This window comes from Dactylosporangium sp. McL0621 (assembly GCF_049995355.1).
In the GTDB taxonomy this organism is placed as follows: domain Bacteria; phylum Actinomycetota; class Actinomycetes; order Mycobacteriales; family Micromonosporaceae; genus Dactylosporangium.
Genome location: NZ_CP188259.1, coordinates 6488327 through 6513668 on the forward strand (window position 1 = coordinate 6488327; position 25342 = coordinate 6513668).

The following is a 25342-nucleotide window of genomic DNA, read 5'->3' on the forward strand; positions in this document are numbered from 1 at the left end:
GTCGGTGGTCGGGTTGGCCCCACACTGGGAGGCGTGCCCGAGGGCGACGAGCTGCTGCTGCTTGCGCTGTCCCGCCCGGCCGACGCGCTGGCCGAGGCGGACCGGCTGATCGCGGCCGGGGTCGGACCGGGCCCGGCGTCCGTGGCGCACCAGGCGCGCGCGATCGTGGTACGCGACGCGGGACGGTTCCCGGACGCACTGCGGCAGCTGCGCCAGGCGCTACGGCTGGCCCGGGCCGCGGGCGACGGCGGGCGGGTCGCCGACGTGCAGGCGACGCTCGGCTCCACCCTCGCGATGGCCGGGCGGACCGCGGCGGGGCTCGCGGCGCTCGACGCGGCGGTGGCGGCCGGCACCGGGCAGGTCGCGGGCCGGGCGCTGATGCGCCGCGCGCACCACCTGGCGACGATGGGCCGGCGGGAGGCGGCGCTGGCCGACCTCGACCGGGCCATTCCCCTGCTGCACCGCCACGGCGACGTCGTGTGGGAGGCGCGGGCGCGCAGCTGCCGGTTCGGGGTGTACGTCAACTTCGGCGAGGCGGCCCGCGCCGAGCGCGACCTGGCGATCGCCGGGCGCCTCTTCGCCGAGGCCGGCCAGGAGCTCGAGCTGGCCTTCATCGTGCACAACCGGGCCGAGCTCGCCGTGCTCGCCGGGGACCTGCCCGCGGCGCTGGCGCTGCTCGACGAGGCCGAGGGCCGGTACGCGCGGCTCGGCGCGTACGTGTCGGACCTTGTCGTCGACCGGTGCAAGGTGCTCGTCGCCGCGGGGCTGGCCGCCGAGGCGCTCGCGCTCGCCGACGCGGGCGTGGCGCGGCTGCCGGGCCGTACCGCGGACAAGGCCGAGATGCTCTTCGCCGCCGCCCGCGCCGCCCAGGCCGCCGGCCGCCCGCAGGACGCGGCCGAGCGAGCCCGGGCCGCCCGGGACCTGTTCCGCGCCCAGCACCGCCGGTGGTGGGCCGCCCGGGCCGCGTTCCTGCTCGTGCAGTCCGGCTACGACGCCGGCCGGCGCGACGGCCGCCTGCGCGCGGTGGCCGAGCGGATCGCCGACCGCCTCGACGAGCTGCACGCCGAGGAGGCCGGGGCGGCGCACATGCTGGCGGGCCGGCTTGCCACGGCCGGCGGGCGGCTCGCCGCGGCGGACCGGCACCTCGCGCGGGCGGCGGCGCTGGGGTGGCGCGGCCCGGCGTACGGGCTCGCGGCGGCCTGGCTCGCCCAGGCGCTGCGGGCCGAGGCGCGGGGCCGGACCCGGGCGGCGCTGGCCGCGTGCCGGCGCGGCCTGGCCGCGGCGGCCCAGCACCAGCAGCGGCTGGGCGCGGTCGAGCTGCGCATCCACGCGGCCGCGCACGGCACGGAGCTGGCCGCGATCGGCCAGCGGCACGCCCTGCGCCGCGGGGACGCCGGGATGCTGCTGCGGTGGAGCGAGCGCTGGCGGGCGGGGGCGCTCGCACCGGCGCCGCGGCGGCCCGTGGAGGAGCCGGAACTCGCCGCCGACCTCGCCGCGCTGCGGGACATCATGAACCGCATCGACCGGGCGCGGGCGGCCGGGGCCGGGATCGGGTCGCTGGAGCACGACCGGCGGCGGCTGGAGGCGGCGATCCGCGCCCGAACCCGCCGGGCGGCGGCGCGGCGCCGGGCCGACGGGGCCGCCGACCACCCGCCGCGCGACCACCGGGCGGCGGCGCAGCACCGCGCCGGCGAGGCCGCCGACCACCCGCCGCGCGACCACCGGGCGGCGGCGCAGCACCGCGCCGGCGAGGCCGCCGACCACCCGCCGGCTGACCACGAGGCCGGCCAGGCGCCCAAACACCCGCCGCCCCGCGCTCCGGCGGCCGGACACCCTCCATCCGGCCGCCGGAGCGAGGACACCGCCGGGCCACTGCCGCGCGATCGCCGGGCCCGCGAGGCGGGGTTCCCGCCGCGCGACGAGGTGCTCGGGCGGCTCGACGGGCACCTGCTCATGGAGCTGGTCGCCGTCGACGGCGTGCTGTACGCGGTCACGGCCCGGGCCGGGCGCACCCGGCTGTACGAGGTCGGGCCGCTGGCGGCGGCGGTCCGGGAGGTCGAGCTGGCGCGGTTCCTGCTGCGGCGCCTGGCCCGCGGACGGGCACCGCGCGGCAGCGAGGACCTGCTCGAGCGCGCGGGCCGGTGCCTGCAGGCCGCGGTGCTCGGGCCGGCCGCGGACGAGGTCGGCGGGCGGCCGGTGGTCATCGCGCCGCCCAGCCGGCTGCACGCCGTGCCGTGGGCGATGCTGCCGGCGCTGCGGCGGCTCCCCTGGTGCGTCGCGCCCTCCGCGGCGGTGTGGCTGCGGGCGCGGAGCCTGCCGCCGGACCCGCGGCGGCGCACCGTGGTCGTCGTCGGGCCGGGGCTGCCGGGCACGCGCGCGGAGGCGGCGCGGATCGCCGCCGGGTACCGCAAGCCGGTCGTACTCACCGGCGGGGAGGCCACCGCGGCCAAGGTGCTCGCGGCGGTGGACGGGGCGGCGACCGCGCACATCGCCGCGCACGGCGTCTTCCGCGCCGACAACCCGCTGTTCTCGTCGCTGCGCCTGGCCGACGGGGAGCTGACCGTGTACGACCTCGGGCGGCTGCGCCGGGCGCCGCGGCGGCTGATCCTGTCCAGCTGCGAGTCCGGGATGGTGGCCGCGATGCCCGGCGACGAGCTGCTCGGCATGATCAGCGTGCTGGTGCCGCTGGGCACGACGAGCCTGCTGGCCAGCGTCGTGCCGGTGAACGACGCGGCGACCGCCCCGTTCATGGCGCAGGTGCACGCGGGCCTGCGCGCGGGCGCGGCGGGGGGCGAGGCGCTGGCGGACGCGCGGGCGGGCACCGACGGCGGCCCGGTCGCGCTGGCCACCGCCCTCGCCTTCGTCGCGCTGGGCCACTGAAACAGGAGCGGGCGTCACACGGTCACCCAGGCCGTCGTCACACGCGCCCCGTCCGCCGCGCGGCAGTGCAGCCGCACCCGTCCGTGCTCGACGTCCTCCACCAGGAAGCGGCCCAGCTCGTCCAGGTCGACCCCGCGGCGGCCCGTGGCCGACTCCAGGTGGCAGTCCCCGGCGGCCGCGCCCGTGATCAGGCCGATCAGCCGGACCCGCCCCCCGCGCGCCTCGACCTCCAGCTCCACCGCGATCCCGCCCCCCTCGAACGACAGCAGCCACCGGCCCGGCGCCGCGGCCGGCTCGGACCGGACCGCCGCGTACACGTCGTGGGTGCGGGAGTCGGCGATGAGCAGCGCGATCTCGGCGTCCAGGTCGCGGGCGAGGAAGGCCGCACGCGCCGCCGGCAGCAGGTGCGCCGGCGGCGGGTCGACGGCGGCCGCGATGCGCCGGAAGGCGGCGAGCGCGTCCTGCTGCCATCGGGAGAACATGTCGGGCGTCACCGCGATCACCCCTTCCGGGCGTCGGTCGGCCGGTGCGGGGCGTCGTCGAAGAGTTCGTCGCCGTCCAGCAGGTCGCGCAGGCACTGGAAGCAGCGCTGCCGGGTCGGGCCGATGCTGCCCATCGGGATGCCGAGCGCGGCGGCGATCTCGGCGTACGACGGCGGCGGATCGGCCATGAGCACGCGCATCAGGCGCTGGCAGGCAGGGCGCAGGCGGCCCAGGGCGTGCCAGAGGGCGGCGTCGCGCTCGTCGCGCAGCAGCCCGTCCTCGAGCGGGTCGGCGACGGCCACGATGGCGTCCCAGCCGTCGGGCTCGTCCGGGGCGCCGAGCTGGAGCCGGGCGGCGCGGCGGTGGATCGTGAGGCTTTCGTGACGTACCGTCGTGGCCAGCCAGGCGCCGAGCCGCTCCGGGCGCTGGATCGCGTCGAGGTTCTCCAGCAGGCGCAGCCAGCTCGTCTGCACCGCGTCGGCGGCGTCGGCCTCGTGCAGGCCGAGGCTGCGGGCGACCGACCAGAGCAGGCCGGTGTACCGCCCGGTCAGCTCCTCCCACGCCGCCGCGTCGCCGCCCTGGATGCGTCGCAGCAGCTCCGCCGGGTCGAACTCGTCCATCGCGCCGCCCCCTGCCGACCTGGTCCCTGCCGACATGACGCGGGAGGGCACCGGTCTGATACATGCGCGAAGCCGGACCCGCCACAGCGGCGGATCCGGCTTCGCGGTAAAGGGACGGCCCTGGTCAGACCAGGTCGAACCGGTCCAGGTCGGTGACCTTGGCCCACGCCTTGACGAAGTCGCGGACGAACTTGTCCTGGGCGTCGGCCGAGGCGTACACCTCCGAGATCGCGCGCAGCTGGGAGTGCGAGCCGAACACGAGGTCGACCGCGGTCGCGGTCCACTTGACCTCGCCGTCGGCGGCCCGGCCCTCGTACACGTTCTCGTCCGACTTCGACACCGACCACTGCGTGCCGGCACGCAGCAGGTTCACGAAGAAGTCGTTGCTCAGCGTGCCCGGACGGTCGGTGAACACGCCGTGCGCGGCCCCGCCGTGGTTGACGCCGAGCGACCGCAGGCCGCCGACGAGCACGGCCATCTCGGGCGCGCTCAGGTTGAGCATGTACGCCCGGTCGACGAGCAGGATCTCCGGCGGGAGCTTCTCGCCGGCGCGGACCCAGTTGCGGAAGCCGTCGGCGCGCGGCTCGAGCACCTTGAAGGAGTCGACGTCGGTCTGCTCCTGCGTGGCGTCGGTGCGTCCGGGCGCGAACGGCACGGTCACCGTGTGCCCGGCCTCGCGGGCCGCCCGCTCGATCGCCGCGCCGCCGCCGAGCACGATCAGGTCGGCGAGGGAGACCTGCTTGCCCCCGGCGTTGAACTCGGAGCGGATGCGCTCGAGCACGGGCAGTACCGCCGCAAGCTGCTCCGGCTCGTTGACGGCCCAGTCCTTCTGGGGCGCGAGGCGGATGCGGCCGCCGTTGGCCCCGCCGCGCTTGTCGGTCCAGCGGAAGCTGGCCGCCGCGGCCCACGCGGTGGCGATGAGCTGGGTGGCGGTCAGGCCGGAGTCAAGCACCTGGGCCTTGAGGGCCGCGACGTCGGCGTCGTCGATGAGCGTGCCCTCGACGGCCGGGACCGGGTCCTGCCACAGCTGCGGCGCCGGGACCCACGGGCCGAGGTAGCGCGCGACCGGCCCCATGTCGCGGTGCAGCAGCTTGTACCAGGCCTTGGCGAACGCGTCGGCGAGCTCCTCGGGGTGCTGGTGCCAGCGCTGGGTGATCGGCCCGTAGATCTCGTCGTAGCGCAGCGCCAGGTCCGAGGTCAGCATCATCGGGGCGTGGCGCCGGGCCGGGTCGTGGGCGTCGGGAACGGTGTCCGCGCCCGCGCCGTCCTTGGGCTTCCACTGCTTGGCGCCGGCCGGGCTCTCGGTCAGCTCCCACTCGTACCCGTACAGGTTGTCGAGGAAGCCGTTGTCCCACTGGGTCGGCGCGGTCGTCCAGGCGCCCTCCAGGCCGGAGGTGAGCGCGTCGACGCCGACGCCGGTGCCGGCCTGGTTCTTCCAGCCGAGGCCCTGCTGCTCGATCGGGGCACCCTCCGGCTCCGGGCCGAGGTGGTCCGGCCTGTGCGCGCCGTGCGCCTTGCCGACGGTGTGGCCGCCGATGATGAGCGCGGCGGTCTCCTCGTCGTTCATCGCCATGCGGCCGAACGTCTCGCGGATGTCGCGGGCGGAGCCCAGGATGTCGGGGTGGCCGGCCGGGCCCTCCGGGTTGACGTAGATGAGGCCCATCTGCACGGCGCCGAGCGGGTCGGCCAGCTCGCGCTCGCCGCTGTAGCGCTCGTCGCCGAGCCAGGTGTCCTCCGGGCCCCAGAAGATCTCCTCGGGCTCCCAGATGTCCTCGCGGCCGAAGCCGAAGCCGAAGGTCTTGAAGCCCATCGACTCGTAGGCGACGTTGCCGGCGAAGACCAGCAGGTCGGCCCAGGAGATCTGGCGGCCGTACTTCTCCTTGACCGGCCACAGCAGCCGGCGCGCCTTGTCGAGGCTGGCGTTGTCGGGCCAGCTGTTCAGCGGCGCGAAGCGCTGGGCCCCGCTGCCGCCGCCGCCCCGGCCGTCGGTGGTGCGGTAGGTGCCCGCCGCGTGCCAGCTCATACGGATGAACAGCGGTCCGTAGTGGCCGTAGTCGGCCGGCCACCACTCCTGCGAGTCCGTCATGAGCGCGTTGAGGTCGCGCTTGAGCGCCTCGACGTCGAGCTTGGCGAACTCCGCACGGTAGTCGAAGTCCTCGTCCAGCGGGTTGGCCCGGGCCGTGTGCCGGTGCAGCACCGACAGGTCGAGCTGGTTGGGCCACCAGTCACGGTTGGTGTGCGGGCGGCTCGCCTTCGCGGTCGGGGCCGGGATAGACGGGTTCTCGCTCTCGCTGGCGCTCTCGGTAACGTCCTTGTTGTCAGACATTGTCCGCTTCTTCTTCCCCACGTTCTGGAATCAATCAAGTCTTAGTCGAGCACAGCCTACCGGTGACCGCGCCCTCCGTTCCACCGAACACTCCGATGATTTTGCGGCGGGCGGGTGAGTCAGCGGCCGAGCGCGGCGGTGGCGTCGAGGCGGTACCCCCGCTGCAGGAGCAACGCCAGAAGCATCAGCGCCGCCGGTACCGCCCCGAAGCCGAGCCGGATCCAGGTGACCGCCGAGGCCGGCTGGACCACCTCGCCCGCGCTCGCCACGAAGCCGCCGAGGGCGAGGCAGGCGGCGTACACGTACGGCCCGAGCGCCCCGCCGAGCGAGTCCACCGCGGTCCACACGCCGGTGTAGCTGCCCGCGCTCTCGGCCCGGCCCGAGGCGGCCACGACGTCGGGCAGCATCGAGAACGGCAGCAGCTGCAGCGCGGCGAACGCGACCCCGAGCACGGCGACCGCGGCGACGAGCACCGGCACGCCCACCGCCGAGCCCGCGGCCAGCACCAGGCAGCCGAGCACGAAGACGGCCTGGGCGACGAGCAGGCCGCGCTGCTTGCCGTAGCGGCGCGCGACCGTGACCCAGGCCGGCGTGGCGAGCAGGGCCGGGGCCAGGAACGCGGCCACGAGGACGGTGGTGAGCTTCGGGCGGCCGAGCTCGTACTCGGTGTAGTACGGCACCCCGGCCAGCACCAGGTGCGACGTCGTGGACATGGCCAGGTAGGCCGCGATGAGCCGGCGGAACTGCCGGTCCCGCAGCGCGACCAGCAGCGCGCGGCCGCGGCGGGTGCGCTCCAGCGGGGCGGCCACGGCGAGCCGGCCGACGCCGGCGACGCCGACCAGCATGGCGACGAGCATGCCGGCGCCGAGCGCGAGGGCCATCGTGGCGTAGCCGGCCCGGGTCGGCTCGTCACCCCCGGCCAGCAGCGGCGCGGCCAGGCCGCTGGCGAGGATGCCGATGGTGAGCACGACCATGCGGAAGCCCATGAGGCGGGTGCGCTCGTGGTAGCCGATCGCGAGGTCGGCCGGGGTGGACAGGTAGGGCACCTGGTAGGCGGCGAAGAGCAGGTTGCCCGCGACGAAGGCGACCGCCACCCAGCCGGCGGCGGCGGGGCCGGAGAGGTGTGCCGGTACCGTGAAGAGCGCGGCGAACGCGGCGAAGAGCGCGCAGCCGAGCAGCAGCAGGCGGCGCCGGCTGCCGTGGCGGGCCAGGCCCGCGTCGGAGACGGTGCCGACCCAGGGGTGGAGCACCACGTCGGCGATCTTGGGCACGAGCAGGGCGGCCCCGGCCAGCAGCGGCGTGACGGCGAGGACGTCGGTGAGGAAGTACAGCAGGAGCAGGCCCGGCACCGTGATCCAGATGCCCATGCCGAACGACCCGGTGGCGAACGCCGCCAGCCCGGCCCGGGGAAGTCGTGCGCCGTCCATGCCGCCCCCTGGTTATCCAACGGTTGATGGATACTAGGCGATGATGGAACGCATTGACAGCCCCCGCCGCGGGCCGGGCCGGCCCCGGCGGGACGAGCGGGCCGCCACCAGCGAGTCGATCCTGGCCGTGGCCGTGGGCCTGTTCGCCCGGCACGGCTTCGCCGCGGTCAGCCTGCGGCAGATCGCGGAGGCGGCCGGCGTCGACGTGGCCACCGTGCACCACCACACCGGCGGGAAGGCGGCGCTGTACGAGGCCTGCTTCGGCGTCGTGTACGAGGCCGAGCGGGCGGCGCTGGGCCCGGTCCTCGCCGACGCGCGCCTCGCGCTGCCGGACGGGGCCGACGCGGTGCTGCCGGTGCTGCACCGCCTCGTGGACACGTTCGTCGACTTCCTCGAGGCCCACCCCGAGAACACCGGGCTGTGGCTGCGCCGCTGGCTCGACCCGGCCGGGCACGAGGGGCTCGACGAGCGTTACTCGGCGCCGCTGTACGACCGGGTCGCCGACGTCCTCGCGGCGGCCGACGCGGCCGGCATCCTGCACGAGCCCGCCCCGCACACCGCGGTACGCAGCCTCATCTGGGCCCTGCACGCGCACGCCGTGCAGGTGCTGCACGCGGGGCCGGACCCGGACCGGCAGCGCGAGGCCCGGGCGTTCGCGCACCGCTGGCTGCGGCGGATGTACGGCACCGCTTGACCTTCACCGATACCCCGGCGCATTATCCATCGGGTGTTGGATAAACCGGTCGTCGTCATCGGCGCGGGCCCGGCCGGCCTGGCCACGCTGAAGGCCCTGCGCGACCAGGGCGTGCCGGCGGTCGCCCTCGACGCCGGCGAGCGGCCCGGGGGCCTGTGGGTGTTCGGCGCGCCCGGCTCGGCGGCGTACCGCACCCTGCACCTCAACACCAGCCGCACCCGCACCGAGTTCGCCGACTTCCCGATGCCCGCGGACTGGCCCGACTACCCGGACCACGCGCGCATCGCCGGCTACCTCGCCGACTACGCCGCCGCCTTCGGCCTCACCGACGCCATCCGCTTCGGCACCCCGGTCACCCGCGTCGAGCGCGGCTGGCGCGTCACCACCGCCGCCGGCGAGACGCTGGAGGCCCCGGCCGTCGTCGTCGCCACCGGCCACAACGCGGTGCCGCGGCTGCCGTCGCCGATGTACCCGGGCCACTTCGACGGCGAGGTCATGCACAGCCACGACTACCGCGGCCCCGAGCAGCTCGCCGGCCGCCGCGTCCTCGTCGTCGGCGGGGGCAACTCGGCCATGGACATCGCCGTCGACGCCTCCCACGCGGCCGCGGCCACGCTGCTGTCGCTGCGCCGGGGCGTGTGGATCGTGCCGAAGCACCTGCTGGGCCGGCCCGCGGACACGCTCAACGGCGCCCTGGCGCGGCGGCTGCCGTGGCGGCTGCGGCAAAGGATCAGCGAGCGGCTCCTGCGCCTCGCGGTCGGGCCGCCGCAGCGCTACGGCTTACCGGTACCGACGCATGGTTTTCTGCAGGATCACCCGACCCTGTCGGACGGACTGCTGGCGCGGATCACGCACGGGGAGATCGGCGTGCGGCCGGGCGTCGAGCGCCTCGACGGCGACGCGGTGCGCTTCACCGACGGCCGCCGCGACCCGGTCGACCTCATCGTGTGGTGCACCGGCTACCGCGTCGACCTGCCGTTCCTCGACCCGGCGCTGCTGTCGCCCAGCGCCGAGACGATGCCGTTGTACCAGCGGATCTTCCACCTCGACGCGCCCGGCCTCTTCTTCGTGGGCCTCATGCAGTCGACGGGCGCGGCCCTCCCGGTCGTCGAGGCGCAGGCCCGGCTGGTCGCCGCCTTCCTGGCCGGACGCTACGCCCTCCCGCCGCCGCAGCAGCAGCGCGCGGCGTGCGCCCGGCAGCTGCGGGCGGCGCGGGACCGCTGGGGCGAGCGGAGGCCCGCGATGCGGATCGACTTCGACGCGTACCTGGCGGAGGCCGCAACGCAGCTCCGCACACGGCACTCCGGGGGTGTGACATGGCGCTGACGCTGCAGGGCCGGCGGGTCCTGGTGACCGGCGCGTCCGGCACGTTCGGGCGCGCGCTGACGGCGCGGCTGCTCGCGGCCGGGGCCCGGGTCGTCGGCCTGGACCTGGTGCCCGGGCCCGCCGGTCCGGCGCCGATCCTGCCCTGCGACCTGACGTCCGACGCGGCGGTACCGCCCGCCGTCGCCGAGGCCGCCGGCCGCCTCGGCGGCCTGGACCTGCTCGTGAACAACGCGGGCGTGGGCGGCCCGGCCCCGGCCGAACTGCCGCCGGGCGCGGAGGTCCGCCGCCAGCTGGAGGTCAACCTGCTCGCCGCCTGGCGCACGACGGCCGCCGCGGTCCCGGCCCTCGAGGCGTCCCGCGGCCGCGTCGTGTTCGTGGCGAGCCGCATGGCCGTGCTGCCGCTGCCGCTGGCCGCCGCGTACGGCGTGAGCAAGCGCGCCCTCACCGCCTACGCCGACGCGCTGCGCCTGGAGGTGGGCTCGCACATCGGGGTGAGCGTGGTGTACCCGAGCATGGTCGCCTCGCCCATCCACGACGCGACGGCGAGCGCGGGACTGTCCCTGGAGGGGGTCTCGCGCTACGAACCGGTGGACGGCGTGGTGGACGCGATCCTCCGCGCGGCGACGGCCCGGCGCGCCCCGCGCGACGTGGCCACGACCGGGCGCGGACGTCTCGAGCTGGCGCTGGCCCGGCATCTGCCGTCGCTGGCGGCGGCGATGGTCACGCGGACGGTGCGGGCGCGGCTGGCCGCGGGCGACCTGGACGGCGCCGAGCTCGCGGAGGGCATGCGCCGCCGCGCCCGGTGACCTCGGATCGAGCGACGCACCGCCGTCCGCGGGCGGTCACGCGCCGCCGGCCGCCATGATGTTCTGGGCGATCTTCTGCAACTGCTCGCGCAGCTGATCCAGCTCGGTCTTGGCCTTGTCCAGCGCCGACTTCGTCTCCGGCCAGATCTGGTCGCGGAACTGCTGCGCCAGCGGGCCGTCCCACACGTTGGGGTCGGACAGCACCTTGCCCTGGGAGTCCAGCCGGGCGATCTGATCGGCCAGCCCGCCGTTGATGATCGACTGGACCTGCTGGATGGCCGACTTGGCCTGATCGGTTGAAAGTACACGTCCCGACATCGGGGCCCCTTCGGTCGAATGGCGAGAATCGTCCCAACGGTACAAGCGAGCATTGTTGCTGTCGCGGCGAGCGCCCTATATTGAACCGTCAGGCGGCGCAAACCGGCCGAAGGGAGCACGATGCCGGATCTCGGTGCAATCCATGAGAACGTTCGTTTCGACTGGGCCGCCGCCGACCGGCTCGCGCGCGAGCTCCGGTCGTCGGCCGGCGTGCTGACAACGCAGGTCGGTTACCGCAACACGATCGCCGCGCAGGCCCGGCAGGACTGGCGCGGCGGCTTCGCGGAGCAGTTCGACGGCCGGATGGGCATCTGCACCGGCGACGCCCAGCGCCTGGCCACGGCCCTGCTCCGGGCCGCCGACCAGGTCGACGAACTGGCCCGGATGGCCCGCCAGGAGCAGGATCGCCGGGAGCAGGCCCGGGCCTGGGAGCGGCGTCAGCGCGACGAGGGCAACTTCGAGAAATTCAAGGAATTCTTCACCGGCGAACACGACACGCCACCGGTTCCGCCGCCGGTGGAACCGCCGAAATTCGTCATTACCGAAACCGCCTGCTCGACCCGGAACGGTTAATACGAATGGCTACGAGCTCTGCCCGACCGGACGATCTCGACGCATTTGCACAACGCAGCCGAAATGCCGACGAGGAGCTGCGCGGACATTCCGGGCGACTCAACTCCCTGTACGCGGATTTCGCCGCCCGGACCGGCTGGGGCCGGCTCGAGGCCGACTCGCTGCTGGCGGCGGTGCACAGCTACGTCGACCTCAACGAGCAGGACGCGCGGTGGGTCGCACGGATCGCCGAGGCGTTCCGGATCGCCGGGGGCGGCCGCGGGCCCGCGCGCCTGCCCGACGCGGCGATCCAGGCCAGCCTGCGCGCGGCCGGCCTCGACGGCGGGCGCGCGGCGGTCACCTTCGACGACCCGGTCGCGTACGGCACGCCGCCGACCACCGGCTACGCCGACGACCCCGTCAACACCGCCAGCGGCAACTTCGTCGAGGTCGAACGGGACCTGGTGCACGGCGGCCGCGACGCGCTGCTGACCCTCACCCGCACCTACAACAGTCGCAGCGACCGCACCGGCCCGTTCGGGCCCGGATGGTCGTCGTGGGCGTCGGTCCGCCTCGCCAGCCGCCCGGACGGCCTGGAGTACGAGGGCCCGGACGGCCAGCGGGCGCTCTTTCCCCGGCTCGGCGACGGCTACGACACGGTTGCCGGCGTGGCCGCACGGCCCCGGATCGCCGACGACCGGCCGGTGCTGGAGTGGACCGGCGGCCGCCGATGGGAGTTCGGCGCCGACGGCCGGCCGATCCGGCTCGACGAGGGGCCGGGCACCGAGGTGCGGCTCACCTACGCCGACGGGCGGCTCACCGGCCTGACCGGCTCCGGGGGCCACACCGTGACGCTGACGTGGGAGGGCGAGCGCATCGTCGCCGCGGCCTCCAGCGACGGGCGAGCGGTGACGTACTCCTACGACGCGCGCGGCGCGCTCGTCGGCGTCGACGCGCCGGGCTCGTCGCGCGCATACGAGGTCGACGAGGCCGGGCGAATCCTCTCGGTCCGCGACGGCGACGGCGTGGCCCAGATCCTCAACGTCTACGACGCCGAGGGCCGGGTCCTCCAGCAGACCTCCGCCTTCGGGCGCCGCAGCCGGTACGCCTACCTCCCCGGCCGCGTCACCGCCGTGGCCGGGGAGGGCGACGACGAGCCGGCCGACACCTACGTCCACGACCGCGCCGGACGGTTGCTGAACCTGGTCGACGCCCACGAACACCGTTTCTCGGTCACCTACGACCCCCGCGGGAACCCGGTGACGGTGTCCGAGCGGGACGGGTCCGTGACGGTCAACGAGTGGGACGAGCGATCCCGGCTCGTCCGGCAGGTCCGCCCCGGCGGCGGCTCCATCGCGCTGCGCTACGACGATCACGACCGGGTCGTCGAGGCCACCGGCGCCACCGGCGGGCGCACCCGCCTGCGCTACGACGGCGACGAACGCGTGCCCTGGGAGATCACCGACGCCGAGGGCGGCGTCACCCGGCTGCGGGTCGCGGGCGGGCTCGTCCACGAGGTCACCGACCCCGACGGCGTCCGGACGAGGTTCCGGTTCGACCACAACGGCGAGGTCGTGGCGATCACCGACGAGGACGGCAACACCGCGACGCTGGAGCGCGACGCGACCGGCCGGGTGACGGCGGTCGTGACCCCCGAAGGCCGGCGCACCACGCTGGAGTACGACCGGCACGGGCGGCTGACGCGGCGACGGCTGCCGTCGGGCAGCACGTGGCGGTACGAGTACACGGCCGGTGGGCGGCTCGCCGCGGTCGTCGAGCCCACCGGGAACCGGCGCGAGTTCACCTACGGCCCGCACGGCCACCCGACGGCGACGGTGGACGGGCTGGGCCGGGTCATGACCCGGGAGTACGGCCCGCTGGGCAACGTCACCCAGGTCACCGGGGCGAACGGCGCCCGGTGGGAGCTGCACCACGACGGCATGTCGCGGCTCGTCGGCACGGTCGACCCGACGGGAGCGGCGTGGCGGTGGGAGTACGACGCCAACGGCAACGTCGTCGCCGAGACCGATCCGACCGGCGTCCGCCGCACGATGACGGTCGACCCGGCCGGGCGCCCGGTCACGGTCCACGACGGGCTGGCGGCGCACGCGTACGAGTACGACGCGGACGGCCGGCTGCTCGTGGAGCGGCTCGCCGACGGCACGCGCACCCGCGCCGAGTACGACCGGTGCGGCCGTCGCGTCGCCGTCGCGAACGCCGCCGGCGGCATCACCCGGTTCGCCTACACGGGCGGCGGCCGGCTCGCGGAGGTCACCCGGCCGTCGGGGCGCGTCGAGCGGTACACGTACGACCGCTGCGGCCGCCTGGAGTCGCACACCGACGGCGCGGGCCGTCGCACCCGGCGGCGGTACGACGCCGACGGGCTACTCGTCGAGCGCGTCGACGCCGCCGGCACGGCCGAACGGTTCACCTACGACGCGGGCGCCCGGCTCGTCGCCGCGACCGCCCCGGGCCGCGGCACCGTCCGCTACACCTACGACGACGCCGACCGGGTCGTGGCGGTCACCGACCGGGTCGCCGGAGCGCGGCGGTTCGAGTACGACCCGGCGGGCCGCCTGACCGCGGCCGTCGACGCCAACGGCGGCCGGACCGCCTACCGCTACGACGACGCCGACCGGCTGGTCGGCGTGGTGGACGCGCTCGGCGGCACCGTCGTGCGCCGGTACGACGAGGCCGGACGGCTCGTCGCGGAGACCGATCAGCTGGGCCGCACGGTCACCCTGAGCCGGGACGCGGCGGGGCGGCCCAGCGGGTACGCCGACGCGTCCGGCCACGAGCTGCACTGCACCTACGACGCCGCGGGGCGCCTCGACTCGTTCGCCGGCCCGGGCCGCCCGCCGGTCACCGTCCGGCGCGACGCGCTCGGACGCGCGGTCGAGGTCAACGAGCCCGGCCTGTTCCTGCACCGGCTGCGCTGGGACCACGACGGACGGCTCGTCGAGCGCCGCCGCGACGGGCTCGCCGAGCGCTGGACCTACGACGCCGACGGGCGCCGTACCGCGATGGTGTACCCCGACGGCTCCCGCACCAGGTACACGTACGACGACGGCGGGCTCGTCGCCGGGCTGCACCATCCGGCGCTGGGCGCCCTGACGCTCGAGCGGGACCCGGCGGGCCGCCTCCTGCGGGTCACCGGAGACCGGCTGCGGCAGTGGTGGCACTACCGCGACGGCGACCTCGTCGGGCACCGGGTCGAGACCGACGGCGTGGTCCGGTTGACGGAGCTGTTGCGGGACCCGGACGGCCGGGTCGTGGCGAGCACCACCGACGGGGTCACGCTCCGCTTCGGCTACGACCCGGCCGGGCAGCTGATCTCGGCCGGCGACGCCACGTACGCCTACGACGCCAACGGCCGCCTCGAGCTCGAGCGCGGCCCGGCGACCGAGGTCCGCTACCGGTACGACCCGGCCGGGCAGCTGCTGGCCCGCCTCGAGGCCGGCGCCGAGACGACATACGCGTACGACGCCGCCGGTCGCCGCACCCTCGAGCGGACCGGTGAGTGGTCCCGCGCCTACGACTGGGACGCCGCCGGTCGCCTGACCGGTGTCCGTGACTCCGGCGGCGCCACCGTGCCCGTCACCGTGGACGCGCTCGGCGAGCTCGCCGAGGTGGGCGGGGTCGCGCTGCTGTGGGACTCGGCCGATCCGCTGGCCCCGCTCTCGTTCGTCGGCGACGTTGCCGTCGTCGGCCTGGGCACCCCGTGGGCGCTCGCCACCCCCACGGACGCGCTCCGGCTGCGGCCGGACTGGCAGGGCACGGTCGGCGGGCCGCGTGACGCCTGGGGGGCCGGCGCCGAACCCACGCCCGCGCCGCAGGTCGGCCCGTGGGGCGAGATCGAGTTCGGCGGCCTGGTGTGGCTGCGGCACCGGGTCTACCAGCCGGGCACCCGCGCGTTCCTGCAGCCCGACCCGCTCGACCCGGTGGCGGGCACGGCGGTCGCGGGCAACCCGTACCACTACGCGGGCAACAGTCCGCTCGCGCTCGCCGACCCGCTCGGGCTGCGGCCGGTGACGGACGACGAGCTGCGGCAGTACCGCGACCGCATGGGCCGCAACCTCTGGGACCGCACCGACGACTGGATCGACGACAACTGGGAGTACGTGGCCGGCGGGGCCATGGTGCTCACCGGCGTCGGGACCCCGGTGGGTATGGCGCTGATGTCGGCCGACTCGAACGTCATCATCCAGAAGGCCTTCACCGGCGACGTCAACTTGTGGATGGCCGGCGCGGCGGGCGCCACCGGGGCGCTCGGCGGATTCGCCAAGCGCGTCACGGTCGCGCTCGGCAGCGGCGCCAACGTGGCCGGCACCGTGGTGCAGGACGTCTTGGCGGGCGCCCCGGTCCGGCCGGGCGACCTGGCGGTGTCGGGCTTCACCGGCGCCGTCGGCGACGCCGTCGCCCTGCCGATCAGGACGGAGGCGATGAGCTCGGTGAGTCAGGTGACGAACGCCATCAACCCGGGCGTCGACGTCTCCGGCGCCTTCGCCGCCCTGCCGCAGCTGCGCGAGCGCTGGTGGTCCGTCCGGAACGCGCCGGCCTGCTGACTGTCGGGGCGACCGGCCCCGCAGTGGCGCGCCGAGGCTCCGCACGCCGCCGGCCCACCGCCGAGCGGTCACAGCCTGGCGGCCACGACCACCGCCAGGAGGCCCACGGCCCACAGCGCCATCGTCCGCCGGGCGAGGGCGGCCTGGCGTTCGCGGTCCCGGGCCCGCAGCAGCCGGACGCCGTAGACGCACGCGGCGACCAGCACCGCCGAGCCGGCGACCCAGACCACCCGGCCCGAGGCGTGGAACAGGTGGGCGGCGCCGGCCAGCAGGGCGATCCACGTCGTGGCGAGCGACAGCCAGGCCGGGGCCCGGCGGACCTCACGCCACGGATCGCGGCGGAACTCCGGGTCCACGGCGGCACTCCCTGGTCGATCATGATCGGCGAACCGGTCCAGGGTGCCGCGAGACTTGCTCACATTCAAGCGCTTACGGCGTGTCGACCAGCTCGATCGTCACGGTCGCGCGGTCGCCGATGCTCAGGCGCCGGGCGGTGCGGACGGCTTTCTTCAGCGGCAGCACGTACGCGCCGTCGCTGCCCGGGAAGATCGAGGTCCTCCACGCCGTGGTGCCGATCTGCGCGCGGACGCGCACGGAGCCGAAGCCGCGCCGCGTGCCGGCGGTCAGCTCGTGGATCTCCTCCGACGGCTCCGGCGGGAGGCTGACGAACACCCAGGACTCCCCGGGGCGGGCGTCCCACTCCCAGAGCTCGGCCTCGAACTCGACGATCACGCGCCCAGCATCACACACCGAGCCGTCAGAAGAGTGCCCCCCGGGCCACGTCGACCTGGGCGGACCGTGCGGCCAGCCACGCGGCCAGGGCCGGGCCGGACAGGACCTCGGCGCCGATCGCCGCGGCGCCCGTCACGCAGCCCGTGGCGCCGGTCAGTGCGGCGCCGTCGAGGCGGGCGCCGGACAGGCGCAGCGGGGTACGGGCGGTGCCGAGCACGCAGTGGCGCAGCGAGGCGCCGCGCAGGTCCGCGCCGCGCAGGTCGGTGCCGATGAGCGTGGCCGAGTTGAGCAGGGCGTCGCGCAGGTCGGCGCCCGTGAGGACGGCGGCGACCAGGTCGGCCGCGAAGAGGTTCGCGGCGCGGAAGGCGGCCCCCGGGGCGTTGACGCGGTCGGCCCGGGCTCGGGTCAGGTCGGCGCCGGAGAGGTTGGCGGCGGTCAGGTCGGCGCCGGAGAGGCGGGCGCGGCCGAGGTCGGCGCGGACCAGGCGGACGCCGGTCAGGGTGGCGCCGGTGAGGTCCGCGCCGCCGAGGCCGAGGCCGGTGAGGTCGGCGCCGCGCAGGTCCGCGTTGGCGCCGCCGAACCGGCCGGGCGCGGACAGGTGGCGCTCCAGGTCGGCCCGCGTGCGTGCGTCGGTGGGCCACGCTACGGGAGTTCGGCCGTACGTCGTCATTCGAACCGGACCCGGCCCGCCCAGTCCGGGCGCTCGTCCGCGCGGCGGCGGGCGTCGGCGTTCGCGTCCTTCGACAGGCCGCTGGTGTCGACCACGACGTTCAGGCCCTTCGCCAGGGCGCCGTCCAGCTGGTTCTCGAAGACGTCGCCGTCGTAGCGGCCCGGCTGGTCGTCCGGCATCCGCTCGCCCGCGTCGGGGCCCGAGCCGAAGATGTCCGCCGGGGACTGGATGTCCCAGCCCTGGCCGGCGCCGTCCACGAACTCGCCGAGGTCGCGCTCCAGGCCCGGGCCGGCTCCGTCCAGTTCCGTGGCGCCCTCGACCGCGTGGACGGCCTCGGCCAGCGTCTGCCCCGCGCCACCGTCGAGCGCGGCCATGGCGGGCGCCGCGTCGCCGAGCGAAGGCGCCGCATCCCCCAACCCCGGAACGGCTGAATCCCCAAGACCGGGCGCCGCGTCCCCCGAACCGGGAACGGCCGAATCCCCAGGACCAGGCGCCGCATCCCCCAAACCGGGAACCGACGAGTCCGGGGCGTCCGGCAGCGGGGTCGAGTCGCCCCGGAACGGCACCGTGTCGCGGCCGCCGCCCATGCCCGGCGCCTCCCCAAGCCCCGCCGTACCCTCCAGCGGCGACTGCGGCAACGAGTCGATCCCCCGCGCCGGCACGGTGTCACCGCCCGCCGCGCCCGCCCCGGACTCCGGCTGCAGGGGCGTCAGGTCGCCGAACCGGTCACTCACCGCCGTCCACCGCCTTGCGTACGTCCCGGGCCCAGTTCACCGAGGATCGCCGGTCGTTGTCGGTCCACACCGCGGGCGGGTACCGCCTCCGGAACGCGTGTACGAACACGCACACACGGTAGTCCTGCCGCCAGGCCGCCGGGTCGGCGCCGGACGGGGGCGGCGGCGGGTTCCCGCCGAGGTCGTCGAGGCGCGAGGAGATCGAGCCGAACCACGCCGACGTCCCCATCGACCCGAGCAGCCGGCCCGCGGCGTCCTTGCCCTCGGCCCCGCCGAGCACCGCCTCGGCCCGCGGGCGGAAGGTGCAGCGGTGCCGGCACTCGACGCACTCCGCGTAGGGCGCGAGCGCGTCGTCGACGGTCGGCTCCGCCGCCCGCCAGGCCTCGAACCGGGCGTTCACCATGACGTCGTCGGCGAGCGGCGCCTCCGGCAGGCCCCGGTGCGCCGCGTCCTGGGCGCGCACGTCCGGTACCGCCACCAGCACCGCCTGGTCGAGCGCGTTGTGCGACACGATCGCCTCGAACGGGCGCAGGGCGGCGGCCGACTCGATCTGGTCCTCGTGCATGCCCATGGTCGAGCCGAGCAGCTCGCGGTCCTCCTCGGCGGAGGTCCGGTGCATGATCTTCAGGTTCGTGATCTTGTACGCGTCCTCGGCGACCTTGCCCACCTGCTGGTCGATGAGCAGGTACGACTGGCGGTACTTGCGGTCCTCGGCCAGCCCCTGGGCGATGCGCTCGGCCGCGAGGGCCTGGGCGTTGCCCTCCTTCTGGTCGCCGGCGCCGTTCTGGGGCGTCGCGCGCGGGAAGACGCGGTGCGCCTCCTCCAGCAGTACCACGTGCGGGGTGTCCGAGGAGCGGCGGTGCTGGCGGTACCAGCCGCGCATCGCGGTGACGATCAGCAGCGTGATGAGCGACTGCTCCTTGGCATTGTCGCCGACACCGGCGAGCTCGAAGACGACCGGGCGGCGCATGAGGGTGCCGATGTCGTACGAGCGGCGGCAGTTCAGCGTCGTGCCGCAGGCGCCCTCGACGAGCGCCTCGGCGCGCAGGCGGGCCGCGGCGTCGATGTTCGCGTGGGTCTCGCCGGCGTACCCGAGCTGCTCCACGACCTCCGCGAGGACCCCGGCGAACTCGGGCAGCACCGGCCACCGCTCGCCGTCGGCCGGCCGGGCGCGGTGCGTGGCGTGGAAACCGCGGCGCCGGTACGTCTCCACGAGCCCGCGGCGGTACAGGAACGGCAGCGGGTCCCAGAGCCCGAACGCGGCCTCGAAGCAGGCGAGCAGGTTTGACACGTGGGAGTTCACGGTCGCGCCGTCGGGGACCTGGAACGGGTTGAGCCGCAGCGGCGCCACCTCGTCGTCGCCGACGGTGAACACGAGCAGGTCGTCGAAGTCCTCGAGGGTGGCCAGCCAGCGGTAGTCGTCCAGGGCCGAGTTCACCGGCTCGATGACGGCGAACGGCACGCCGTGGCCGCGCAGCTGCCGGCACAGGTGCAGCGCGGTGTTCGTCTTGCCCGACCCGGGCGTGCCGACGATGAAGCCGTGCCGCGGCAGGTCCTCGACCGCGAGCCCGACCTCGCCCCCGGTGCTCGCGCCGGGCTGGCGGCCGAGCAGCAGCGCCGGGCCGCTCGGGGCGTTGACGACCCGGACGGGGTCGCGGGGCGCGACGACCGGGATGCCGGGGGTGTGCCCCTCGAGCGCGAGCGGGAGCCGGAAGAGGCTCGCGGCCTCGTCGCGGTCGACGAGCAGCCGCAGCTGGCGCAGCGCGTCGCGGGCCGAGGCGCGGCCGGGCGCGGACTCGGCCCGCAGCACGGCGTCGAGCTCCCCGCCGCCCCACTCGAACGGCTGCAGGGTGGTGAAGGCGCGCACGAGCGCGTCGTGCTCGGCCGGGCCCGCCGGGCGGGCCACCGTGTGTCCACTGAGGACGGTCTGCGGGTCGTCGCGATCCGGCTGGGCCTTGGGCGCGGGGCTCAGGGTCGCGGCGACGTGCCCGGCGAGGGTCTCCGGCAGCGGCTCGGGGCTGGCGATGGTGACCGCGAAGCGGAAGGCGCGCCCGTCGTAGCGCCGCAGCGCGTCGAGGTAGTAGGGCTCGATGACGACCGCGCCGCCGTCGGCCGGCATGCGGATCTGGCCGCCGACGTCGGCCGGGATCTCGTTGGGCTGGGCGAGGCGGCGGTACCGCGTCGTCTCCGTCTCCAGCAGCCGCCGCAGCGCCTGCGGCACCGCCCCGGCGGTCAGCTCCACCGACAGGGCGAGCGGCGACGGGTGCAGCCGCACGGCCTCGAGCAGGCTCTCCCACCCGTGCGGCTGGCGGCCGAAGGGCTCGACGGCGATGTACGCGGGCACGCCGGCGTCGACGCGCTCGGGCCGGGCCAGCCGGATGCGCTTGTGCACCTGGGCGAGGCCGCCGGGCGCGGGCACGAAGGGCGAGAGCACCTCGCGGACCCGTTCGGCCTCGAACAACGGCTCGGCCCGCACGTGCTCGGGCACGTTCGCGAGGGTGGCCGCGAGCGAGCGGGCGGCGGCGAGGGCCCGGTCGGCGTTCGGCTGCTCGACCCGGCCCAGCAGGTACACCTCGATGCGCCCGGGCTCGAGGTGCAGCAGGCGCAGGGCGACGGACTCGGTCTCCGGCAGCGCGAGGAACTGCCCGAGGTAGGCGGCCTGCTCACCGACGGCACGAGCGAGCCGCTCGGAGACGTCCAGACGGGCGTACTCCGAGCGGCGCGCGAGGTCGACGGCCGCGGTGACCCGCAGCGCGACCCAGCCCCAGACCCGGCCGGGCCCGTTGAGCAGGTACGGCGCGGGGACGAGCGCTCCGGTCACTGCGGCGGCTGGGTTCCGTAGTACGGCGGGCCGGACGCCGGCGGGCCGGAGGCGGGCGGCGCGCTGCTGGGCGGGGCGCTCGTCGGGTAGCCCGGCTGCACCTGGGGCCAGCCGCCGGTCACCGGCGGCTGATGCGTCGGGACGACCATGGCCGGGGCGATGGCGGGCGGCGCGATCTGGCTGCCGGGCGGCATCGGGGCCTCGGGCGTGGTCGCGACGAGCCGGTTGGTCTCCTCGGTCGCGGCGAGCCCGGCGATCGCCGACTGCACGCCGAGGCGGGTGATGCTGTGCGTGATCTCGCGCAGCGCCCGGATGCGGCCGCCGTTGATGGCGGAGCGGTACGAGGCACCGCCGGCCATGGCGCGGAACCCGTCGCGCAGCGCGTGCCCGATCAGGATGATCGTCGAGCGCGAGCGCCACATGGTCCAGCCGAAGTACAGGTCGGTGCCGTAGGTCTGCACGGCGACGAGCGACTGCAGCCGGGTGTCGCCGAACGACATGAGGTACTGCCCGGCGATGCGCACCGGCGCCATCGGGAACGGCAGCGCGCGCTGGGCCGCGGACTGCAGCATGTACCCGTACACCGCCGGCGCGGCCGCGGCCCGGTTCTCCACCAGCAGCGCGTACTCGGCGATCGGCTCCTTGATCGGGAAGAACAGCGACACGATCCAGGCGATGAACGCCAGCGCGATGACGATGGCCGGCACCACGAAGGAGGCGCCGCCGACCGCGGTCAGCGTGTCCACGTCCTGGGCGTTGGAGCCGATGTTCGCGAACAGGCCGCAGGTGCAGCACACGATGACGAACGTGACGAGCGACAGCACCAGGGCCACGTTCGCGGCGCGGACGGTGTGCGGCCGCAGCTGCTTCCAGGTGACGCTGTCGTCGGCGAACTCGTCGGGCTCGGCGTACGTGACGCGCGCGTTGCGGTAGGCGGCCTGCACGTTGTGCATCGCCTGCTCCCAGGGTTCGCCGCCCGCGCCGCCCCAGCCCTGCGTACTCATCGAACTCCCGGTGGTTTCGGCGTGACGCTCGTAGGTCGCGCGGTCTTGCCGTCAATCTATGAAAGCCGGGGGCACCGTCACAAGTCCGGCACACGGAATCCGGCGACCTTCGCCCCGTTCGGTGCCGCCGGCTCAACCGGTCGGCGCCGCCCCCGGTCCGTTCGCCGGACCGAATCCGTGAGCAGGGTTGCCGGGCGGGCCTACGCTGTTCGCCGATGCCTCCGCTGCTCGTGTCGCTCGGATACGCGGTGCTCGTCGTGGCCGGCTATCTGGGTTTCGTGCGTCTCGTGACCGCGCTCCGCTCGCGGCCGCGGGCAATCGTGCCCGGGCCCCCGACGCCGGAGCTGCGCGACGAGCCGCCGGCCGTGGTCAACCTGCTGGTGAACCGGCTCCAGCCGACGCACGGGGCGAGCGCGACCCTGGTCGACCTGGCGGCCCGGCGGGCGCTGGAGCTCTTCGCGGCCGGCGACACGGTGCGGGTGCGAATCCGCGGGCCGCGGCCGGACGGGCTCGCCCCGCACGAGCGGCGCGTGTACGAGCGGGTGGCGCGGGTGGCGGGCGATCAGTCGGTACCGGTGGAGCTGCTCCTGGAACGGCACGCCTCGGGGGGCCGGCGGTGGCTCGGGTGGCTGGCCCGGGAGGCGCGCTTCGAGGCCCGCCGGCTCGGGTTGGTCAGCCGGTCGGAGCGGTTCATGCCGATCGCCGCCGTGGTCGCGGGCGCGCTGCTCGCGCTGGCGGTCGTCCCGCTGATGCCGGCCGGCTCATGGCTGCCGGCGTGGGCGTGCCTGGCCGCCTTCGCGTGGCTGCCGCTGTTCCTGCTCGAGACGGTGGTCGTCGACGAGCGCGACCGCATCACCGCCCAGGGCCGCGCGGTGGCCGCGCACTGGCTGGGGGTCGCGGCCTGGCTGCGCGCCCACGAGAGCCTGCGCGACCTGCCGCCCGAGGCGGTCGCGGTCTGGGACCGGTACCTGGCCTACGGTGTCGCCCTCGGCGTGTTCCGGCACGCGGCCGACGTGCTGGACTTCGAGACCGTCGGGCGCGACGACGAGCTGTGGTCCGACGTCACCGGCACCGGCCGGCTCGTGCGGGTGCGTTACCGGCGCCCCAGCCGGCTGCTGGAGCCGCTGGGCCGCGTCGACGCCCGCGCGCGGCTGATCTGGTCGGCCCTGTCGCTGCCGGTGTGGTCCCTGGTGGCCGTGCTGGCGCTGCGCGTCGACGCCCTCGCGCCCCGCACGGTCGTGCTGGCGCTGGCCGGGTTCCAGGTGCTCCGGCATCTGTTCCGCATCGCGCGCTCGGCCTACGAGCTGCTGCGCCCGGTCCGCCTCACCGGGACGGTGCTCGACGTGACGCTCAACAGCCAGGTCCCGGTCGACTCCATGGGCGTGGCCGACCTGCCCGCGTCCTACTCCTTCGTGGTCGACGACGGCACCGCCGACCGGCTCACGCCGTGGCTGGTGCACCGGGCCCTGGCCGGCGGCCGGGACCGCCGGGGGCCGAGCGGCGCGGCCGGCGACTTCCAGGGCCAGCTGGCCGCCGTGCGCCACCTCGACTACGCGCCCGGCGACCGCGTGCACCTCGTCGGCCAGCGCTTCAGCCGGTACGTCCGCGAGCTGCGCCACGCGAAGTCCAGCCCGGCCGGACCAGGCCCGTCTCGTAGGCGATGACGACCACGTGCGAGCGGTCGCGGGCGCCGAGCTTCGCCATCAGCCGCGACAGGTGGGTCTTCACCGTGGCGACGCTGAGGTACAGCCGCCCGGCGATCTGGTGGTTGGTCAGGCCCTGCGCGGCCAGCGCCATCACCTCGCGCTCGCGCTCGGTGAGCCGGTCCAGCGTCCCGGACGGCGGCCGGTCCCGGGCGTGGGCGGCGAACTCGCGCACGACCCGGCCGGTGACGCTCGGCGCGAGCATCGAGGCGCCCGCGGCCACCGCCCGCACCGCGCGCAGGAGGTCGTCGGGCTCGTTGTCCTTGACGACGAACCCGCCGGCCCCGGCGCGGAGGGCGGCGAAGATGTACTCGTCGAGCTCGAACGTGGTGACGATGAGGATGCCCACGCCGGCGATGCGGGCGTCGGCGCGGATCGCCCGGGTCGCCTCGATGCCGTCCAGGGCCGGCATGCGCACGTCCATGACGACGACCTCGGGCCGCAGCTCCGCGGTACGCCGCACGGCCTCGTGCCCGTCCGCGGCCTCCCCGACGACGCGGATGTCGTCGCTCTCCTCCAGCAGCGCCCGCAGCCCGGCGCGCATCATGGCCTGGTCGTCGGCGAGCACGACGCGGATCACGGCGCCTCCCCGTAGGGCAGCCACGCACTGACCCGCACCCAGCCCCCGACGGACCGGGCCCGCTCCCGCATCCCGGCCAGGCCGTGCCCCTCGGTCACCTCGATGTCCAGGGCGTCGCGGCCGTAGCCGAGCCGGACGGTCGCCGACCCGGCCGCCGAGTGCCGGCGCACGTTCGTGACGGCCTCCTGCACGATCCGGTACGCGGCCAGGTCCACCGCGCTCGGCAGCGGCCGGGGCTCGCCGGTCGTGACCGCGTCGACCGCCAGCCCGGCCGCGGCCGACTGGGCGCGGAGCTCGTCGAGGCGGTCGAGCCCGGCCGGTGGGCGCCGCTCGCCGCCGGGGCCGGCCCGCAGCGTCGTGAGGATCGCGCCCAGGTCGGCCTTCGTGGCGCGGCTGACGTCCTTGATGGCGGCGAGGGACGCGCGGACGCGCTCGAGGTCGCCGGGGCCGGGCTCGCGGTCGAGGATGCGCAGCGCGAGGTTGGCGTGCACGGTCACGAGGGAGACCTGGTGCCCGAGCACGTCGTGCAGGTCGCGGGCGGTGCGCAGGCGCTCCTCGGCGATCCGGGCCCGGCGCTGCTCCCGGGTGCGCTGGCCGCGCACGCGCGCCACCTCGCCGGCGGTGAGCACGAGCGCGAGCACGGCGGCGATCGCGGTCACGGCGACCGGGCCGGGCCCGTCCGCCCGGTCGAGCAGGCGGCCGAGCAGGACGTACCCGGCGAGCCCGGCCCCGGTCGTGACCCACGCGGCGGCGCGGCGCTCGTGGCGCACCGCGGACACCATCGCCGCGCCGAGCGCGATCATGCAGGGCGCGTAGCGGTAGCCGAGCGCGAAGTACAGCGCGGGCGGGGCGAAGCTCGCGGCCAGGGTCAGGACCGGCGCCCGGTGCCGCCCGGTCAGCAGCGCCGGCCCGGCCAGCAGCAGCGCGACGGCGACGAGGTCGAGCGGGCGCCGCGGTGAATCCCGCTGCGTGGCCACGTAGACGGCGACGAGCTGCACCGCCGCGACCCGCAGCGGCAGCCCCCGATCCCACCGCGACGCCTCCACGCACCGATGCTATGAGCACGGGCGCGTTCTGGAAGCCCACCCCGGTCCCGTCCGCG

General features: G+C 75.8%; 20 protein-coding genes. 7 read left to right on the forward strand and 13 right to left on the reverse strand.

All coding sequences use genetic code 11. The features are described from left to right. The first annotated feature begins 33 nt into the window (after positions 1-33). Entirely contained in the window at positions 34-2880 is a 2847-nt protein-coding gene (locus ACPPVO_RS30695) for a CHAT domain-containing protein (protein WP_426502017.1), read from the forward strand. Between the two features lie 14 nt (positions 2881-2894). On the opposite strand, the gene ACPPVO_RS30700 is transcribed toward ACPPVO_RS30695, so the two are convergent. The 4 genes from ACPPVO_RS30700 to ACPPVO_RS30715 form a co-directional block, all read right to left on the reverse strand. Beyond that, entirely contained in the window at positions 2895-3374 is a 480-nt protein-coding gene (locus ACPPVO_RS30700) for a hypothetical protein (protein ID WP_360382579.1), read from the reverse strand. Between the two features lie 5 nt (positions 3375-3379). Next, on the reverse strand, positions 3380-3982 hold the full coding sequence (locus ACPPVO_RS30705; RefSeq protein ID WP_426502018.1) for an RNA polymerase sigma factor: 603 nt from the start codon (positions 3980-3982) through the stop codon (positions 3380-3382). A 124-nt stretch (positions 3983-4106) separates the two neighbouring features. Next, positions 4107-6308, reverse strand: coding sequence for a catalase/peroxidase HPI (gene katG, locus ACPPVO_RS30710; protein WP_426502019.1), 2202 nt, complete (start codon positions 6306-6308; stop codon positions 4107-4109). 119 nt (positions 6309-6427) lie between these two features. Further along, entirely contained in the window at positions 6428-7735 is a 1308-nt protein-coding gene (locus tag ACPPVO_RS30715) for an MFS transporter (RefSeq protein WP_426502020.1), read from the reverse strand. A gap of 40 nt (positions 7736-7775) precedes the next feature. Here ACPPVO_RS30715 and ACPPVO_RS30720 point away from each other — a divergent pair, with 40 nt between their 5' ends. Genes ACPPVO_RS30720 through ACPPVO_RS30730 form a run of 3 tightly spaced genes read left to right on the forward strand, consistent with a single transcriptional unit; the run spans position 7776 to position 10561 of the window. Then, positions 7776-8429, forward strand: coding sequence for a TetR/AcrR family transcriptional regulator (locus ACPPVO_RS30720; protein WP_426502021.1), 654 nt, complete (start codon positions 7776-7778; stop codon positions 8427-8429). 33 nt (positions 8430-8462) lie between these two features. Continuing rightward, on the forward strand, positions 8463-9755 hold the full coding sequence (locus tag ACPPVO_RS30725; protein WP_426502022.1) for a flavin-containing monooxygenase: 1293 nt from the start codon (positions 8463-8465) through the stop codon (positions 9753-9755). Next, the gene (locus ACPPVO_RS30730; protein WP_426502023.1) at positions 9746-10561 is read left to right on the forward strand and encodes an SDR family NAD(P)-dependent oxidoreductase; all 816 of its coding nucleotides are present in this window, start codon (positions 9746-9748) and stop codon (positions 10559-10561) included. The genes ACPPVO_RS30725 and ACPPVO_RS30730 overlap by 10 nt, the downstream gene beginning before the upstream one ends. A gap of 36 nt (positions 10562-10597) precedes the next feature. Here ACPPVO_RS30730 and ACPPVO_RS30735 read toward each other — a convergent pair whose 3' ends face one another. Beyond that, complete coding sequence (locus tag ACPPVO_RS30735) at positions 10598-10879, reverse strand: pyrophosphorylase (RefSeq protein WP_426502024.1); 282 nt, start codon at positions 10877-10879, stop codon at positions 10598-10600. A 120-nt stretch (positions 10880-10999) separates the two neighbouring features. Here ACPPVO_RS30735 and ACPPVO_RS30740 point away from each other — a divergent pair, with 120 nt between their 5' ends. Beyond that, positions 11000-11452, forward strand: coding sequence for a hypothetical protein (locus ACPPVO_RS30740; RefSeq protein WP_426502025.1), 453 nt, complete (start codon positions 11000-11002; stop codon positions 11450-11452). Between the two features lie 5 nt (positions 11453-11457). Continuing rightward, complete coding sequence (locus tag ACPPVO_RS30745) at positions 11458-15996, forward strand: DUF6531 domain-containing protein (RefSeq protein ID WP_426502026.1); 4539 nt, start codon at positions 11458-11460, stop codon at positions 15994-15996. Positions 15997-16064: 68 nt separating this feature from the next. Here ACPPVO_RS30745 and ACPPVO_RS30750 read toward each other — a convergent pair whose 3' ends face one another. From ACPPVO_RS30750 to ACPPVO_RS30775, 6 genes are all read right to left on the reverse strand, one after another. Then, positions 16065-16352, reverse strand: coding sequence for a hypothetical protein (locus ACPPVO_RS30750; RefSeq protein WP_426502027.1), 288 nt, complete (start codon positions 16350-16352; stop codon positions 16065-16067). Positions 16353-16425: 73 nt separating this feature from the next. After that, positions 16426-16728 carry a DUF1905 domain-containing protein gene (locus ACPPVO_RS30755; protein ID WP_426502028.1) on the reverse strand — a complete coding sequence of 101 codons (303 nt, stop codon included), beginning with the start codon at positions 16726-16728 and terminating at the stop codon, positions 16426-16428. Between the two features lie 25 nt (positions 16729-16753). Further along, positions 16754-17398 (reverse strand): pentapeptide repeat-containing protein, encoded by a 645-nt coding sequence (locus ACPPVO_RS30760; RefSeq protein ID WP_426502029.1) that lies wholly within the window; start codon positions 17396-17398, stop codon positions 16754-16756. After that, the gene (locus ACPPVO_RS30765) at positions 17395-18132 is read right to left on the reverse strand and encodes a hypothetical protein (RefSeq protein ID WP_426502030.1); all 738 of its coding nucleotides are present in this window, start codon (positions 18130-18132) and stop codon (positions 17395-17397) included. The genes ACPPVO_RS30760 and ACPPVO_RS30765 overlap by 4 nt, the downstream gene beginning before the upstream one ends. Next, on the reverse strand, positions 18125-20953 hold the full coding sequence (locus ACPPVO_RS30770) for an ATP-binding protein (protein ID WP_426502031.1): 2829 nt from the start codon (positions 20951-20953) through the stop codon (positions 18125-18127). Before ACPPVO_RS30770 ends, ACPPVO_RS30765 begins: the two co-directional genes overlap by 8 nt. Continuing rightward, a complete protein-coding gene (locus ACPPVO_RS30775; protein ID WP_426502032.1) occupies positions 20950-21957 on the reverse strand; it encodes a hypothetical protein in 1008 nt (335 codons plus the stop codon). Before ACPPVO_RS30775 ends, ACPPVO_RS30770 begins: the two co-directional genes overlap by 4 nt. A gap of 215 nt (positions 21958-22172) precedes the next feature. On the opposite strand from ACPPVO_RS30775, the gene ACPPVO_RS30780 reads away from it, so the two are divergent. Next, complete coding sequence (locus tag ACPPVO_RS30780; RefSeq protein WP_426502033.1) at positions 22173-23621, forward strand: DUF2207 family protein; 1449 nt, start codon at positions 22173-22175, stop codon at positions 23619-23621. Here ACPPVO_RS30780 and ACPPVO_RS30785 read toward each other — a convergent pair. Continuing rightward, positions 23548-24240 carry a response regulator gene (locus ACPPVO_RS30785; protein ID WP_426502034.1) on the reverse strand — a complete coding sequence of 231 codons (693 nt, stop codon included), beginning with the start codon at positions 24238-24240 and terminating at the stop codon, positions 23548-23550. The two genes, ACPPVO_RS30780 and ACPPVO_RS30785, sit on opposite strands and share 74 nt — an antisense overlap. Further along, positions 24237-25286, reverse strand: coding sequence for a sensor histidine kinase (locus ACPPVO_RS30790; protein WP_426502035.1), 1050 nt, complete (start codon positions 25284-25286; stop codon positions 24237-24239). Before ACPPVO_RS30790 ends, ACPPVO_RS30785 begins: the two co-directional genes overlap by 4 nt. Positions 25287-25342: the final 56 nt, after the last annotated feature.